15 protein-coding genes are annotated in these 15,834 nt (G+C 65.5%); 4 read left to right on the plus strand and 11 right to left on the minus strand.

Translation table 11 applies throughout. From position 1 onward, the window contains the following. Window positions 1–16 precede the first annotated feature (16 nt). The 3 genes from ET21_RS0117850 to ET21_RS27195 form a co-directional block, all read right to left on the minus strand. A complete protein-coding gene (locus tag ET21_RS0117850) occupies window positions 17–445 on the minus strand; it encodes a LysR family transcriptional regulator (protein ID WP_237751595.1) in 429 nt (142 codons plus the stop codon). Window positions 446–607: 162 nt separating this feature from the next. Beyond that, complete coding sequence (locus tag ET21_RS0117855) at window positions 608–898, minus strand: metal/formaldehyde-sensitive transcriptional repressor (protein ID WP_030540721.1); 291 nt, start codon at window positions 896–898, stop codon at window positions 608–610. A 261-nt stretch (window positions 899–1,159) separates the two neighbouring features. Continuing rightward, window positions 1,160–1,423: a DksA/TraR family C4-type zinc finger protein gene (locus ET21_RS27195; RefSeq protein ID WP_030540722.1), complete on the minus strand. Its 264-nt coding sequence runs from the start codon at window positions 1,421–1,423 to the stop codon at window positions 1,160–1,162. A gap of 328 nt (window positions 1,424–1,751) precedes the next feature. Here ET21_RS27195 and ET21_RS28575 point away from each other — a divergent pair, with 328 nt between their 5' ends. The 4 genes from ET21_RS28575 (at window position 1,752) to ET21_RS0117875 (ending at window position 7,769) form a co-directional block, all read left to right on the plus strand. Next, complete coding sequence (locus ET21_RS28575; RefSeq protein WP_237751596.1) at window positions 1,752–2,363, plus strand: AAA family ATPase; 612 nt, start codon at window positions 1,752–1,754, stop codon at window positions 2,361–2,363. Then, window positions 2,360–3,046 carry a hypothetical protein gene (locus ET21_RS28580; RefSeq protein WP_237751597.1) on the plus strand — a complete coding sequence of 229 codons (687 nt, stop codon included), beginning with the start codon at window positions 2,360–2,362 and terminating at the stop codon, window positions 3,044–3,046. The genes ET21_RS28575 and ET21_RS28580 overlap by 4 nt, the downstream gene beginning before the upstream one ends. 54 nt (window positions 3,047–3,100) lie before the next feature. After that, window positions 3,101–4,966 (plus strand): Na+/H+ antiporter NhaA, encoded by a 1,866-nt coding sequence (gene nhaA, locus ET21_RS0117870; RefSeq protein WP_030540723.1) that lies wholly within the window; start codon window positions 3,101–3,103, stop codon window positions 4,964–4,966. A 151-nt stretch (window positions 4,967–5,117) separates the two neighbouring features. Then, window positions 5,118–7,769 carry an excinuclease ABC subunit UvrA gene (locus ET21_RS0117875; protein ID WP_030540724.1) on the plus strand — a complete coding sequence of 884 codons (2,652 nt, stop codon included), beginning with the start codon at window positions 5,118–5,120 and terminating at the stop codon, window positions 7,767–7,769. Window positions 7,770–7,870: 101 nt separating this feature from the next. Here the strand turns inward: ET21_RS0117875 and ET21_RS0117880 are convergent, their stop codons facing one another. The 8 genes from ET21_RS0117880 to trbE are packed head-to-tail and all read right to left on the minus strand — an operon-like array spanning window position 7,871 to window position 15,825. Continuing rightward, entirely contained in the window at window positions 7,871–8,098 is a 228-nt protein-coding gene (locus ET21_RS0117880; protein WP_030540725.1) for a DUF2274 domain-containing protein, read from the minus strand. Window positions 8,099–8,101: 3 nt separating this feature from the next. Next, window positions 8,102–9,232 (minus strand): TrbI/VirB10 family protein, encoded by a 1,131-nt coding sequence (locus ET21_RS0117885; protein ID WP_030540726.1) that lies wholly within the window; start codon window positions 9,230–9,232, stop codon window positions 8,102–8,104. Next, a complete protein-coding gene (gene trbG, locus ET21_RS0117890; RefSeq protein WP_030540727.1) occupies window positions 9,229–10,224 on the minus strand; it encodes a P-type conjugative transfer protein TrbG in 996 nt (331 codons plus the stop codon). Before trbG ends, ET21_RS0117885 begins: the two co-directional genes overlap by 4 nt. Next, window positions 10,221–10,910 (minus strand): conjugal transfer protein TrbF, encoded by a 690-nt coding sequence (gene trbF / locus ET21_RS0117895; protein WP_030540728.1) that lies wholly within the window; start codon window positions 10,908–10,910, stop codon window positions 10,221–10,223. The genes trbG and trbF overlap by 4 nt, the downstream gene beginning before the upstream one ends. Continuing rightward, a complete protein-coding gene (gene trbL, locus ET21_RS0117900; RefSeq protein WP_030540729.1) occupies window positions 10,907–12,280 on the minus strand; it encodes a P-type conjugative transfer protein TrbL in 1,374 nt (457 codons plus the stop codon). The genes trbF and trbL overlap by 4 nt, the downstream gene beginning before the upstream one ends. 2 nt (window positions 12,281–12,282) lie before the next feature. Then, a complete protein-coding gene (gene trbK-alt / locus ET21_RS0117905) occupies window positions 12,283–12,549 on the minus strand; it encodes a putative entry exclusion protein TrbK-alt (RefSeq protein WP_030540730.1) in 267 nt (88 codons plus the stop codon). A 13-nt stretch (window positions 12,550–12,562) separates the two neighbouring features. Then, complete coding sequence (trbJ, locus tag ET21_RS0117910; RefSeq protein WP_030540731.1) at window positions 12,563–13,336, minus strand: P-type conjugative transfer protein TrbJ; 774 nt, start codon at window positions 13,334–13,336, stop codon at window positions 12,563–12,565. After that, window positions 13,333–15,825 carry a conjugal transfer protein TrbE gene (gene trbE, locus ET21_RS0117915; RefSeq protein WP_030540732.1) on the minus strand — a complete coding sequence of 831 codons (2,493 nt, stop codon included), beginning with the start codon at window positions 15,823–15,825 and terminating at the stop codon, window positions 13,333–13,335. The genes trbJ and trbE overlap by 4 nt, the downstream gene beginning before the upstream one ends. Window positions 15,826–15,834: the final 9 nt, after the last annotated feature.

Below are 15,834 nucleotides of genomic sequence, written 5' to 3' on the forward strand. Positions count from 1 at the left end.
TCCTTAAATCACAACCTCAAATCTGCGCCATTGGTGCTGACGGCGGACAGGTCAGCGACGAGAGCTGGGTCGCGCGAATGGATTGTTCAAGAAGAGGCATCCTTTCAGCGAGGGCCAAGCTGAGGATCGGCGCCACCACCGACGCACTCGACAGGAGGCCTAAGCGGAATTGCCCTTCAAGCCCACGTTTGAGAGCCGAAATGTCGCGCTCCAGCCCCTCGCAGTTGCTCTCGATCTTCTTTGCCCAAGCCAGCACGGTCTCACCTTCCAAGGTGAGGCCGTCATAGCGCCGACCATGCCGCACGATCTCGACGCCCAAGTTTTGCTCGAGCTGCTTGATGCCGGCGGAAAGCGTGGGCTGCGATACGTTGCAACTCTTGGCCGCTCTGCCGAAGTGCCCCTCGCGATACAACGCAAGCAGGTATCCAAAATTTCTCACGATCATAGATCGCCTCCTATGCTAGAACGGCGAGGAGAGCACCCGTTGTCAAACTCAAAACGCCTTCGCAGAATCAGTCGATCTGTTGCGGGGCTGGACGTCTCAAGCATCTGATGAACAAAGAAAAATACTGATGTAAGAAGCGCGTTTCGTAACGACAGGGATGCGCTATTTGAGATAGGTTCGTAAGATCTTCATCACACCTTCAAGGTCTTCATCGTAATCAGTGGCCTTTGGAGCGGCTTTGGACTTGATCCGTGGATCAAAGGTCTCCCGAAGATGGCTCTCCATCACTTCCGCCATCAAGCCGTTGGTCGCGCCACGCATCGCCACGATCTGCTGAAGCAACGCTGCGCAGCTGGCCCCAGCTTGGATCGCACGCTCAAGCGCTTCGGCTTGGCCCCTGATACGACGAATGCGAGTGACGGCCCGACTTTTCTCTTCTGGTGTGTATGGCATCAAATCTTCCTGTTCGGCGCTGAGGCATACTATACAGGAGATATGTTCATCCATGTGTGATGTCCACGCCTTTATCGGGTGGACGCCGACTTCCCGCCGCGAGGCCTTTGGATGCGGCCAAGCCAGAGGACCGGTCTTGTGCCTTCGTGCGCGGATTCTGATCGGCTTTCAGGCCACTAGGAACGACGGTTGACCGTCGAACGAAGATGACGACTCACGTCCACTCCGAAGCAAGCTTAAGAGCCGATCTGCACCTGCCATTCAACGCAGTTGGCTATCCTTGTTGCCCCGGCGGTTGATCGCGGAGAACGTTGGTCGCTTATCGCGTTCGCCTTGGCAAGCAATACATGTCCTGACTGATGGAATGGCTTGGCGACGTCGCAGCGGGATCTCTTCTCCACACACCTCACATTCGAGGGTGCCGTCTCCCAAAGGAAGTCGAGAACGTGCCGCTGAGAGCGCATCCCTTACAGTAGCGTCAATCTGGTCCTGAACCCCGCCTTCGGGTCCCCATCCGTTCGCCATTTCCGGCTCCTTCAAAGCGCATGCGAGGTCAAATGGTTACATGGGCGCACGAGGCCCAAATATCCCAGCTACGCACATTTAGGAATACTCCTGCCCAGTATCAAGGGCTATGACAGTTGCCTGCTCGATCCCTCCAGCGGAGGTCGCCTTCCGCAGCGCTGTCGGGCGGTCTCTCGGCGATGAGCGCTCCGAACGGATGAGATTCGAATGTTGCGCCCTGGAGTGCGTATACGGTATAGTAGGACCGAGTATAATCATTATTGGCTGGTGGATTCGGTTTGGCGTGGGAACGCTGCGCCATTCGATGCAATGACCCCATGAGGCGATCTTGACTGATTTGTTCACGACAAAGCCCAGACCGCCTTTGGCAGAACTCCTGCGCCCCGGATCTCTCGATGAATTCGTGGGGCAGCGGCATCTGCTGGGTCCGGGAAAACCACTGCGCCTCGCCTTCGAGTCCGGCAGGTTGCACTCGTTCATCCTCTGGGGACCGCCAGGTGTGGGCAAGACCACTTTGGGGCGCCTGGCGGCACGCGCGACCGACAGCCGATTCATCGCCATCTCGGCCGTGCTTGCCGGGGTGAAGGACATTCGGCAGGCCATCGACGAGGCCCAGGCTGAACTGGACAACCATGGTCGATCGACAGTGCTTTTCGTCGATGAGATCCATCGTTTCAACAAGGCGCAGCAGGACGCCTTGCTGCCCCATGTCGAGTCGGGGCTCCTGACCCTGGTGGGGGGAACCACCGAGCATCCCGGGTTGGCGGTGAATTCCGCACTGCTCTCACGCGCACAGGTCTATACCCTCGAACCGCTATCCGGCGACGAGTTGAACCAGCTCTACGAACGCGCCCTGCCGCATCTTCGGGGCGTCACGTTGGATGCGGACGCACTGGACCTGCTCAAGGGCTTCGCAGATGGCGATGGCTTGAGCAGGTGACGAATGCTGCGTCGGGCGCTGGCAAGGCTGTGGTCGATGGCGAGTTCGCCAGGCTGTCCACCAGCCCATCACTGCGCAGGTTCGACAAGGGCGGCGACGAGTTCTACTGGCAGCTCTCGGCCTTCCACAAGTCGCTGCGGGGCTCCGACCCCGATGCAGCCTTGTATTGGCTGGCCCGCATCCTCGACGGCAGCGGCGACGTGAGCCAGGTGACCCGCCGCATGATAGTGATGGCCAGCGAAGACATCGGCAATGCCGACCCGCAGGCGCTGCAACTGGCACTCAACGCCGCGCTGGCCTACGACAGGCTGGGCTTGCCAGAGGGCGAGATACCGCTGGCGCAGGCGGTGACTTACCTCGCCCTCGCCCCCAAGTCGAATGCCGCCTATGCCGCCTGGGACCAGGCCAAGGCATTCGTCAAGCGCAGCGGCTCCCAGCCTGTTCCCCTCCATCTTCGCAATGCACCGACGAAGCTGATGAAGCAGATGGGGTATCACGAAGGCTACCGCTATGCCCATGACGAGCCCAGCGGCTATGCCGCCGGGCAAACCTATTTTCCCGAGGGCGTAGCGCGGCCGGGCTGGTACCAGCCAACCGACAGAGGCGTCGAGCGCAGGCTGGGAGAAAGGCTTGCTTGGCTGCGCTCGCTCGATGACGCAACGCCGCCAAGCGGGGACGCTTGACCGATCTCCCCCGAAATCGGCTCATCGCTACCGCACGAATTACAGGACAAGAACATGCCAGACTCTTCTTTCGGTGAATCCACGGCGAATATCAGACGGAGACGAGTTGCCCACTATCTGCGCACGGAGCCTGGTGCTGCGGTGTTGCTGGTGATCGTCACGGTCGTGGCGCTCGTGTGGGCAAACTCGCCGCTGTCCGACGCTTACTTTGCGTTGTGGCACCTGGATGTCGGGTTCAATTTCGGCCCGTTCGGCCTGCACATGGATCTGCATCACTGGGTCAACGACGGCCTGATGGTCGTCTTCTTCTTCCTGATCGGCCTGGAGGTGCGTCAGGAGTTTGCCCACGGATCTCTCCGGGACCGCAGCCGTGCCCGTCTCGCTCTGATCGCAGGGGTCGCGGGTGTCGTGCTTCCCGCACTGGTGTATGTCCTGATCGTGGGGCTGGCCGGAAGTGAGGGCCTGCATGGGTGGGGTGCGGTGGTCGGCACCGATACGGCGTTCATGCTGGGCACCCTGGCGATCGTCGGTCCGCGACTATCCGGTCAGCTGCGCGTGTTCTTGCTCACCCTGACCGTGGTCGACGACTTTCTCGCCGTGTCCATCATCGGCATCGTCTACAGCGAGGAGATCCGGATCGTCCCGCTGCTAATCGCCCTCGCCAGTCTCGTCGGGTTGTGGTTGCTAGGCCGCACCCGCCAGTGGCGGGCAACGCCGTATGTGCTGATCGTGATCGGGCTGTGGTTCGCAACCGTGTATTCCGGCATCCATGCCTCCCTTGCTGGGATGGCCGCGGGGCTCCTGATCCCTGCCTACGCGACACAGCGTCACAAGGTCGTCGCGGCAAGACAGCTGTTCCGAGATTTCTGGCAGTCTCCGAGTGCCGCATCGGCCCACGCGGTGGACCGCGGGCTGTCCCGAGGTATCTCGGTGAACGAGCGGCTGCACGAGTTCCTGCGGTTACCGACCGCGCTGCTGATCGTGCCGGTGTTCGCCCTGGCGAACGCCGGGGTGGACCTGCGTGGCGGGCTGCTCGCTGAGGCCTTCGGCTCGCCCGTGACCTGGGGCGTCATTGCGGGGCTCGTGCTCGGCAAAGTCCTGGGCATCGGACTCATCACACTCGCCGCGATCCGCCTCGGCCTGGGTCGGCTGCCCGAGGGCGTCGGGATGGGGAGCGTGTTCGGTGGAGCGGCACTGTCCGGGATCGGGTTCACCGTGTCGCTGCTCATCATCGGGCTCGCGTTCGGCACGACCTCCGACCTGGGCCGCCAGGCGACGGTCGGTGTGCTCGTGTCGATGGTGCTCGCCACGTTGCTCGGGTGGCTCATCTTCAAGGTTGCCGCCCGGAGATGGGGTGAGGAGACCGCCGATCTGCCGATGGTGCTCGAGCCGCCGGTGGATCCCGAGGTCGACCACATCCGTGGTCCGGAGGACGCCCAGCTCACGCTCGTGGAGTACGTGGACTTCGAGTGCCCGTACTGTGCGCACGCGACCGGTTCGTGGGAGGATATGCGCGAGCACTTCGGGGACGACCTCAGGTATGTGGTGCGCCAGCTGCCGCACCACCCGCACGGGCTGATCGCCGCGCGGGCGTCCGAGGCCGCGTCGAACCAGGGGATGTTCTGGCCGTGGCTGGACTTCGTGTTCACCCGCCAACATGCGCTGGAGCGCGAGGACTTGATCGGCTACGCCGCAGAGGTTGGCCTCGACGTCGACCGGTTTATCGCGGATCTCGACAGCGCCGCGGTGATCGAGCGCGTCGAGCGCGACCTCGCCAGTGCGGTCGCCAGCGGTGCGCACGCCACTCCAACGTTCTTCGTCGAGGGGCGTCGTCTGCTCGGCAGTTACGACGCCCGCACGCTCACTGCTGCGCTCGAAGCCAGCCGCCGCGGCACCCGGACGCAAGAAGCCCAGTCCTGAGCGGGGTCTCGAGCCGGGAGGCACCGGAGCGGGTCGGGCGAGCGAGGGGGGCTGGCGCTCGCTCGATCACGCGACGCCGCCAAGCGCGGACGCTTGACCGATCTTCCCCGAATCCGGCCCATCGCTAGCTCACGAACTACAGGATAAGAACATGCCAGACTCTCCTTTCGGTGAATCCTCTTGTACTGCCGCAGCGAGCGGTCTCGTGCAGGTGCGCGGTGCGCGCGAGAACAACCTCAAGGACGTGGACGTTTCCATCCCGCGCAACGCTCTGGTGGTATTCTCCGGTGTCTCGGGTTCCGGCAAATCCTCGCTCGCCTTCGGCACCATCTTCGCCGAGGCGCAGCGACGCTATTTCGAGTCGGTAGCCCCCTATGCACGGCGCTTGATCGACCAGGCTGGCGTGCCCGACGTCGATGCCATCGACGGATTGCCACCGGCGGTCGCCTTGCAGCAGCAGCGCGGCGCCAGCAACGCGCGTTCTTCCGTGGGGAGCGTCACCACGCTATCGAGCCTGGTGCGGATGATGTATTCGCGCGCCGGCGCCTATCCGGCCGGTCAGCCGATGCTCTACGCCGAGGATTTTTCCCCCAACACGCCGCAGGGGGCTTGCCCCACCTGTCATGGCCTGGGGCATGTCTATGAGGTGACCGAGGCCATCATGGTGCCCGATCCCTCCCTGACCATCCGGGAACGGGCGATAGCCTCCTGGCCGCCCGCTTGGCAGGGTCAAAACCTGCGCGATATCCTCGTCAGCATGGGTTACGACGTGGACAGGCCATGGAAGGATTTGCCCAAGGCGGACCGAGATTGGATTCTGTTCACTGAGGACACGCCCACCGTGCCGGTTTACGCGGGCTTCACGCCCGCCGAAACCCGAGCGGCGCTCAAGCGTAAGCTGGAGCCGAGCTATATGGGCACCTTCACCGGCGCCCGGCGCTATGTGCTGCACACCTTCGCTAACACCCAGAGCGCCCTGATGCGCAAGCGCGTATCGCGCTTCATGGAGGGCAAGCAGTGCCCCACTTGCGACGGCAAGCGACTGAAACCCGAAGCCTTGGCGATCACCTTCGCCGGAGTGGATATCGGCGCCTTCATGCAAATGCCGCTGGACCAGTTGGCGGCCCTGCTCGAACCCATCGTCCAGGGCGATTTCAGCGCCCATACGGCGGGGGAAGGTACGGACAGGGAGGCGACCCAGCGCGACCGGGCCGAACGGGCGGCCTCCGGTAAGGCCGTTCACGCAGTGTCGCCCGATGTGCGCCGCACCTCCGCACTCTCGGAAGAAAAGCGTCTCGCCGCGCAACGCATCGCCGGTGGCGTGATGGCCCGCCTGCATCAACTGCGGGGGCTGGGCCTCGGCTATCTGACGCTGGACCGGGCCACCCCGACACTTTCGGCGGGTGAACTGCAACGCCTGCGGCTGGCCACGCAGTTGAGTTCCCTGCTGTTCGGCGTCGTCTATGTTCTGGACGAGCCCTCGGCGGGGCTGCACCCGGCCGACAGCCAGGCCCTCTACGACGCTCTCGACAGGCTGCGCGACGCGGGCAATTCGGTGTTCGTGGTCGAGCACGATCTGGACCTGATGCGCCGCGCGCAATGGCTGGTGGATGTCGGACCCGATGCCGGAGAACACGGGGGCCACGTGCTCTTTAGCGGCGAGCCGGAGGGCCTGCGCCAGATCGCCGAATCCCGGACCGCGCGCTATCTGTTCGACGAGATCGCCGCGCCCGCGAGCCGAGGCCGCGAGCCCTCGGGCTGGCTGGAGTTGCAAGCCATCCATCGCCACAATCTGCGCGGCGTGGATGCGCGCATTCCGCTCGGCGTGCTGACGGCCGTTACCGGCATTTCTGGCTCGGGCAAATCCAGCCTCGTCGCGCAGGCTTTGCCGGAACTGATCTTGCTGCATCTGGGTCACGAACCCGAGGACGACGCGGCCGAAAGCGGCTCTGGCGAAGGCGCGACGGTCATCGAAGTCACCGGCGGTCATCTCGCCGGCGACGTGGATGCCGTGCAGCGTCTGGTGCAGGTGGACCAGAAACCGATCGGCCGCACCCCGCGCTCGAACCTGGCGACCTATACGGGCCTCTTCGACCATGTGCGCAAGCTGTTCGCCGCCACCCCCGATGCGCGGCGCCGCCGCTATGACGCCGGACGGTTCTCGTTCAATGTGGCCAAAGGGCGCTGCGAAACGTGCGAGGGCGAGGGCTTCGTCAGCGTGGAACTGCTGTTCATGCCGAGCGTCTATGCGCCGTGCCCGACCTGTCATGGCGCGCGCTATAACGATGCCACGCTGAAGGTGCGCTGGAACGGGCGCAACATCGCCGAGGTGCTGGCCATGACGGTGGACGAGGCCCACGGCTTCTTCGCGGGTGAGGACGCGGTGGCACGACCATTGCAATTACTGCGCGAGATCGGGCTGGGCTATCTGCGACTTGGCCAACCGGCCACCGAACTGTCCGGTGGCGAAGCACAGCGCATCAAGCTGGCGACCGAGCTTCAGCGCAGCCAGCGCGGGCGCAGTCTCTACGTGCTCGACGAGCCGACCACCGGCCTGCATGCCTCGGACGCCGACCGGCTGTTGGTACAATTGCAGCGGCTGGTCGATGCCGGAAATAGTGTGGTGATGATCGAGCACGACATGCGCGCTGTGGCGCAGGCCGATTGGGTAATCGATGTAGGACCAGGTGCTGGCGATGCTGGCGGCAAGATAGTCGTGGCCGGCTCCCCTCAACAGGTGGCCCGAACACCCGGTAGCCGGACGGCGCCGTTTCTTGTCGAAGAACTGGCGCGGGCCAAGTAGTCCGACATGCCAACGATAGCCGTCCGCCCGCTTCGTTGCTTTGGGTGCCGAGACGATGATCGCAAAACGCTACGTCGAGTGATGAACCTCGCGTTGACTTGTCACGATCTTCCTGGCTCCCGCTTCGCCTTAGCGAAGCCTCGATCCGTGGCGATGAAGCGTTCCAGCATAGGCACGATCAGCTTCATGGGATCGGCGACGGTCTGGCCGGTCTCGCGGGCCAGCACTTCGGCATAGGCGATCAGATCGCGGTGGAGCGGTGCCGGCAGCTCCACCGTCACCTTGACGGGCTTGTCGTCGGGCAGCGGCCCCAGCTTCAACTTCGCCATCGCTCAGCCTCCGTAGGATTCGAGCACAAGGTCGCGGGTCACGATGACCCTGACCGGGAAGCCTGGCCGGATGGTCAGCGTGGGTGTGACCTGCAATTGGCGCTGGATGATCTGTTGGCCGGCCTGGTTGATGGTGTCCTGCGCCCCGTCGCGGATGGCGCGGATCAGCCGGTCATCATCGCTGGTCGCCAACTCCGTGCCGACGCCAAGCAAGGTCGAGAGCCCTGCGGCCTTCATCAGATCCCACCAATGATAGTCGACGCCATCCTCAAGCCCGGCATAGCCGCTGGCATCCGCGCCGGGCTGGCGCTCCAGCACGATGGAGCGGCCATTGGGGAGGATCAGCCGATTCCAGACCAGCAGCACGCGGCGCTGACCGAAGGTCACGCCGGCGTCGTATTGGCCGATGATGCGCGTGCCCTGCGGGATCAGAAGGAGGCTGCCGGTCGGGCTGTCATAGACGTTTTCCGTGACCTGCGCGGTGATCTGACCGGGCAGATCGGAGCGGATGCCGGTAATCATCGCGGCGGGGATGACGGCTCCGGCCTGTAGGATGTAGGGCGACGCTGGAGCCATGATGCGGTCCAGGGCGACGGTCTGCCGATCCACCGGCCCGTTTAGGAAGGCGGTGTGCCGGTCCTGGGGGCCGGTCGCGCCGGACGGAAGGCCAAGGCCGGGCATGGCGATGCCGGTTGCCGTCCCCGTGCCGGGCGCGGTCTGGAAAAAGACGCGGCTGACGCGCGCGGCTTCTTCCTCGGCGAGACGGCGCTGTTCCTCGGGATCGACGGCGGGCGTCGCCATGACCGGCGGCGCAACCGGCTGTCCCCGGTTCTGCGCATCGAGGATCGGGCGGCCGAGGTCGCCGGGCAACGCCGGCCCCAGGACCGGGCCGGTATAGTCGCGCGGTAGGCCGGACAAGCCGTCCGCCGTGGGCCGGTTCTCGGTCGAATAGAGTTCTTCATTGCCCGGACCTGCATCGCGGGTCTGGAGCGCGTAGATCAGCGCGCCGCCGACGCCGAACAAGGCTACAGCGCCGACGCCAGCGAGCATCTTGCGTGACAGGCGGGTGACGCGCGGCGGTTCGGCGCGCAGCCGCATCGGCGAGGCGTCCGTGGTGTTGGTGGTGTCTGTCATGACGGGGAGTCTCCGGTCGCGCTGGCAGGCTGATCGGCGGCCGCCTGCGTCGGGTTGATACGGACGATCCTGACGACCTGCTGGCGGGTGCCGCCGCCAAGGCGCAGCTCGGCCGCACCGAATAGGCGGTCCACGATCAGGATGTTCTGGTGGATGCGGCTGTTGACGATCTGCGGTTCGCCATCGGAGCCGAGTACGAAGATCGGCGGCATCTCGCCCTGCACGATCCCGGCCGGGAAGACGACATAGACGCGCCGTCCATCGTCGAAGACGGAAACCGGCCGCCACGGCGGGCTGTCTCCGGTCAGGCCGTAGCGATAGTTCCGCGCGGCCTCGGCGGGAATGACGGGTGCGGCTGGAACGGTCTGGCGCTGGCCCGCTGGCGGTGCCGGATAGGCCCAGGCGACGGCAGGCATGTAGAGCGATTCCCGCGCGCGCAGCTCGATCATGTAGGTGCGCCGGTCGGTGGTGACGACAAGGTTGGTGGCAATGTCCGGGCGTGTCGGCTTCACGAGGATATGGACACGGCGGTTCGCGCCGGACCCGGATTCCGTGTCGCCGATGATCCACCTTGCGGTATCACCCGCCGCGATCGGCCCCGCGCCGGTCAGGCTCTCGCCCGGCTCCAGCGCAATGGTGGTGATCTGCCCGACTGCGGCATAGACCTGATAGAGCGCGCCCTCGCTCCACGGATAAATCTGGATCGCGTTGTAATAGCCTGCGCGGCGCGGCTCGACGCGAGCGGCGGCGTTGGCGTTCTCGACGCGGCCGGTCGGTGTTCCAGCAGCGGCGCCGCCGCGCGCGACGGTCCACGCGGGCGGCGTGTGCAGCGGCCGGGGCGTTTCGTCGGTCGCGGCCGCCTGCACCACTGGCAGCGGCGGCACGCTATCGTCATAGCTCCATTGCTGCGTCCGGTTGGTGGCGCAGCCTGCGAGCATGGTGGCCGAAAGCAGCACGGCCGCGATTGTGGGGGTGCGGGTGATCGTCCTCATTGGCTCATCTCCCGTGACCACGAAATTGCATTGACGTAGATTCCCAACGGGTTGGCGCGCAGGCGCTCGGCATCGCGCGGCGTCTGGATCACGATGGTCAGGATCGCCGTCCATCGCTCGGTGGTGGCGAGCTGGCCGTTTTCGTAGTGGCGTTCGGTCCAAGCCACGCGGAAGCTGTCGGGCGATGCCCGGATGACGCTCGAGACCTCGACGGCGACCTGCTGACGGCCGACCCGCGTGAACGGGTCGTTGGCCCGCGCATAGTCGTTCAAGGCAGCCGCGCCCCTGTCGGTGGTGAACTCGTATGCGCGAAGCCAATTCTGGCGAACGATGATGGCGTCGGCCGGGATCGCGCGGACCTGCTCGATGAAGCGGCCGAGATGGAAAGCGATCTGCGGATCGGTGGCGCGATAGTCAGCGTTTGCGGGCGCGACGGTCTGCGCCTGGCCGATATTGTCGACCTGTACCACCCAGGGCACGACGGTCCCGCGCGCGGACTGCCAGACAAGGGCGGAAGCGAAGCCGGCCGACAGGATCAGCGAGCCGAACGCCATATAGCGCCAGTTCTTCGCCTGAACACGGGCCGAGCCGATGCGCTCGTCCCATGCCTGCGCGGCTTTCTGATAGGGTGTCTCGGGTTCCGGCGACTTGCCGTAGTGGGTTGCTGGTCGTTTGAAGATGGTCATGAGCGGTCACTTTCGGAAAGGTTGATGGAGGAACCGGAGCCGTGGCTGTCGCCGGAGCGCACCGCATGGGCTGCCATGGTCGTGCCGTGGTTCATGGCCTGGGAGCGCTGCATCCGCTGCGCCCAGGCCGGAGCACTGCCTGCGACGGCGGACGGTGCGGCGGCGGGAGTAGCGCTCGCGCCGCCGACCGTGCCTGCGGTGGACGTGCCGCCGGTCACACCAAAGGCGGCGCGTGCGCCATCGGAAAAGCTGGATTTGACGCTTTCCGATGCTTTCGACGCGGCGCGCTTCAAGGGCGATACAGCGGCAGAACCTGCGGTCCGCGCGACACCGCCGAGGCCGGAGGCGACACTGGCCGCGCCGGTCTGGCCGAGCGAGCCGACGCTGTAGGCGGCCGTCGCCGCGCCTGCGGCGGAAGCACCTCCGCGAACGGCCGCGGCTCCACCGGACAGAGCGGCGGCGCCGCCTCTGGCGGCCAGCATCGCTCCACCTCCCGCCGCCGCGCCTCCTGCGAGCACCATGCCGCCGGCGGCAAGGCCGGTGCCTACGGCCGCACCCGCGCCGAGTTGCGGGCCGCCCGACACGATGCCGTTGGCGATGCCGGGGCCGAAGATGCCGAGGCCGAGCAGCGACAGCGCGGCGAGCACGATCGCCATGGCGTCGTCGATGGTCGGGGTTGCCCCGCCGAAACCGGCGGTGAATTGGCTGAACAAGGTCGAGCCGATGCCGATGATGACGGCGAGCACCAGAACCTTGATGCCGGACGACACCACGTTGCCCAAGACCTTCTCGGCCATGAAGGCGGTCTTGCCGAACAGCCCGAAGGGGATCAGCACGAAACCGGCGAGCGTGGTCAGTTTGAACTCGATCAGGGTGACGAAGAGCTGGATGGCGAGGATGAAGAAGGCCAGAACCACCAGCGCCCATGCGAACAGTAGGCATGCGATCTGGATGAAGTTCTCGAAGAAGCTAATCCAGCCCATCAGGTCGGAGATGGAATCGAGCAGCGGCCGGCCGGCGTCGAGGCCTGTCTGCGCGACGCGGCCCGGCCGCATGAGATCGGCAACGGAAAAGCTGGTGCCTGACGCCATGAGGCCAAGTCCGGCGAAGCTCTCGAAGACGATCTGCGCGAGGTTGTTCCAGTTGGAAATGATGTAGGCGAAGACGCCGACGAACAGCGTCTTTTTTACCAGCCGCGCGATGATGTCGTCATCCGCGCCCCATGCCCAGAATAGCGCGGCAAGCGTCACGTCGATGATGATGAGCGTGGTCGCCACAAACGCGACCTCGCCGCCGAGCAGGCCGAACCCGCTGTCGATGTAGGATGTGAATACGCCGAGGAAATTGTCGATGACGCCCGTATTGCCCATGGTCAGCGCGCCTCGCTGCGGTCACGGCCGAGGAAGCGGTCGCGGGATTCAGCCCATGCGGCGAGGCAGCCGGCATCGCTGGCGGCAGCCTCGCCGAGCTGCTGGCAGCGGCGCAGAGTTTCGCGCAGCGGATCGGCCGGCGGCTGGAAGGCCGGCGCGGGGCGAGGCGCGGAAGGTTGGTCCTTCCGCGCCATGTCGATTGCGGTCGCCGTGACGGCGATGGCGATGAACACAACGGCCCCGAGCCGCGCCAGCATCTTGCCGTCCATGGCGAGCCTCCCGTCAGTTGTTGCCGTTGTTGAACATCTGCGCGTTGCCCGGCTGGTAGCCGGTGCCGGGCGTCAGAAAACGGCGGCGCTGCTCGCGGCCCTGTTCGGCAGCCGTCGCGCGCTCGGCCTCGGTCAGCGCGTCGGCTCGGCCGTTCGCCGAGATGACTGCGATCAGGTCGGAGAGCTGCTGCGACTGGAGTGCGAGAAGCTGGTTGCCGGCCTGCGTCGCCTGCAATGCGCCGGTCGCACCCTGACTCTGGCCGACAAGCGCGGCCATCTCGGCGCGGTTGCTGTCGATATTGCCGACCGCCCCCGCCTGCACGCGCATCGCGTCCTGCAAGCCGCCGACCGTGTTCTCCCAGCGCGAACGCGCATCGGCGACAAGCTGGGCGTCGGTCGCCGAAAGCGAAACATTGCCGTATCGCTGCTGGAACGCTTGGTCGATCTGCCCGACCTCGAAGGCGATGTTCTGCGCCTGCCCGAGAAGCTGCTGCGTGCGCTGGACATTCTGCTGGAGCTGCTGGAGCGAGGAATGCGGCAGGCTCGCAAGATTGCGGGCCTGATTGATGAGCATCTGCGCCTCGTTCTGGAGCGAGGTGATCTGGTTGTTGATCTGCTCCAGAGTGCGGGCGGCCGTGAGGACGTTTTGCGCGTAGTTGGATGGGTCATAGACGATCCGGCCGAAAAGCTGAGCATGGGCCGGACTTGCCAGCATGGGCGAAAACGCGACAGGCACGGCGAGCGCCAGCGCGAGAGCCGAGGCTCCGACGATCTTGGGATAGGTCATGGAAGAATCTCCTGTGTGGGGTGGGTATCGAGCCGAGCCGGCGCGGCGGATTCCGGCCGGTCGGCAAGATTGGTGAGGTTGGGGATCAGGTCGGCCGCCCAATCGACGCCGCGCTCGCGCAGCCATGCGGCGAGGAAGCCGTCGCGGCCGGCCTCAGTGACGATCTGCGCAATGAGCGTCTGGTCGGATTTGGCGGATGCGGCGCAGAGCGCGAGGCCGACTTCGGACAGGCCAAGCTCGAACAGGCGATTGCCGCGCCGCGACTGGCAGTAGTAGTCCCGCTTGGGCGTCGCCCGCGCGAGGATTTCGATCTGGCGGTCATTGAGGCCGAAGCGGCGATAGATGGCCGTGATCTGCGGCTCGATGGCGCGCTCGTTCGGCAGCAAGAGCCGGGTCGGGCAGCTCTCGATGATGGCGGGCGCGATGGTGCTGCCGTCGATATCGGACAGGCTTTGCGTGGCGAAGATGACGCTGGCGTTCTTCTTGCGCAGCGTTTTCAGCCATTCGCGGAGCTGGCCGGCGAAACCCTCGTCGTCCAGCGCAAGCCAGCCCTCGTCGATGATGAGCAGCGTGGGCCGCCCGTCCAATCTGTCGCCGATGCGATGGAACAGATAGGCGAGCACGGCGGGGGCCGCGCCGGTCCCGACAAGGCCCTCGATCTCGAACGCCTGCACGTCCGCCGAGCCGAGATGTTCGGCTTCGGCGTCGAGCAGCCGGCCATAGGCACCGCCGACGCAGAACGGCCGGAGCGCCTGTTTCAGATCGTTGGATTGCAGCAGGACCGCAAGGCCGGTGATGGTGCGTTCCTCGACCGGCGCGGACGCAAGCGAAGTCAACGCGGTCCAAAGATGCTCCTTCACCTCGGGCGTGATCGCAACACCCTCGCGCATGAGGATGGCGGCGATCCAGTCCGCCGCCCAGGCGCGTTCATAGGTGTCGTGGATGCGGGCGAGCGGCTGGAGCGAAACCGAGGCGTCAGACCCTTCGGTCAATCCGCCGCCGAGGTCGTGCCAGTCGCCGCCCATGGTGAGCGCGGCGGCGCGGATCGAGCCGCCGAAATCGAAGGCGAAGACCTGCGAGCCCTCGTAACGGCGGAACTGCAAGGCCATGAGCGCGAGCAGCACGGACTTGCCCGCGCCCGTGGGTCCGACGACGAGGGTGTGCCCCACGTCGCCGACATGGAGGGAAAACCGGAACGGGGTTGAGCCTTCGGTCTGGCCATAGAGCAAGGGTGGTGCCCCGAAATGCTCGTCCCGTTCCGGTCCCGCCCACACCGCCGAAAGCGGGATCATGTGGGCGAGATTCAATGTGCTGATGGGCGGCTGTCGCACATTCGCGTAGGCATGTCCGGGCAGAGAGCCGAGCCAGGCATCGACCGCGTTGACTGTCTCGGCCATGACGGTGAAGTCGCGGCCCTGAACGATCTTCTCGACCAGGCGTAGCTTTTCGTCAGCAATGCGGGAGTCGGCATCCCAAACGGTGACGGTCGCCGTGACGTAGGCCATGCCCGCCACGTCCGCGCCAAGTTCCTGCAAGGCCATGTCGGCGTCGAGCGCCTTGTTGGCGGCGTCGGTGTCCACGAGCGCGGACGCCTCGTTCGTCATCACCTCTTTCAGGATGGCGGCGATCGACTTGCGCTTGGCGAACCACTGGCGGCGGATCTTCGTCAGCAGCCGCGTCGCGTCGGTCTTGTCGAGCAGAATGGCACGGGTGCTCCAGCGATACGGGAACGGCAGCCAGTTCATGTCGTCGAGCAGGCCGGGCGTCGTCGCGGTCGGGAATCCCACGATGGTCAGGACGCGCAGATGCGCGTCGCCAAGGCGCGGCTCCAGCCCGCCAGTCAATGGCTGGTCGGCCAGCAGCGCGTCGAGGTGCATCGGCACCTCGGGCACGCGCACCCGATGCCGGTTGGTCGACACGGTGGAATGAAGGTAGGTCAGCGTCCCGGTGTCATCGAGCCAGCGGCATTCCGGCATGAAGCCGTCGAGCAGCGCCAGCACGCGGTCGGTGCGATCCGCGAAGCCGCGCAGGGCTTCCCACGGATCGACGCCGGATTGCTCCCGGCCCTCGTAGAGCCAGGTTTCGGCGCGGGCAGCTTCCTCGGCCGGTGGCAGATAGAGGAAGGTCAGGAAGTAGCCGGAGACGAAATGCGTCCCGGCTTCCTCAAATGCAGCTATCCGTTCGGCGTCCAGCAACGCAGATGCGGCGTCGGGAAAGGTGCTGTTGGGATAGGTCGCGGCCTCGCTGCGCTGCGCCTCGACGAAGATGCTCCAGCCGGAACCGAGACGGCGCACGGCGTTGTTGATGCGGCCGGCAACCGCGACCAGCTCGGCCGCGACGGCGGAATCCAGATCGGGACCGCGAAACTTCGCCGTCCTCTGAAAGCTGCCATCCTTGTTGAGCACGATGCCCTGGCCGACCAGCGCGGCCCAGGGCAGATAGTCGGCGAGACGGGCTGCGGTGCGGCGGTATTCTGCAAGGTTCATCATGGCGGCGCC

This window comes from Sphingobium sp. DC-2 (assembly GCF_000722555.1).
GTDB classification, from domain to species: Bacteria; Pseudomonadota; Alphaproteobacteria; order Sphingomonadales; family Sphingomonadaceae; genus Sphingobium; species Sphingobium quisquiliarum.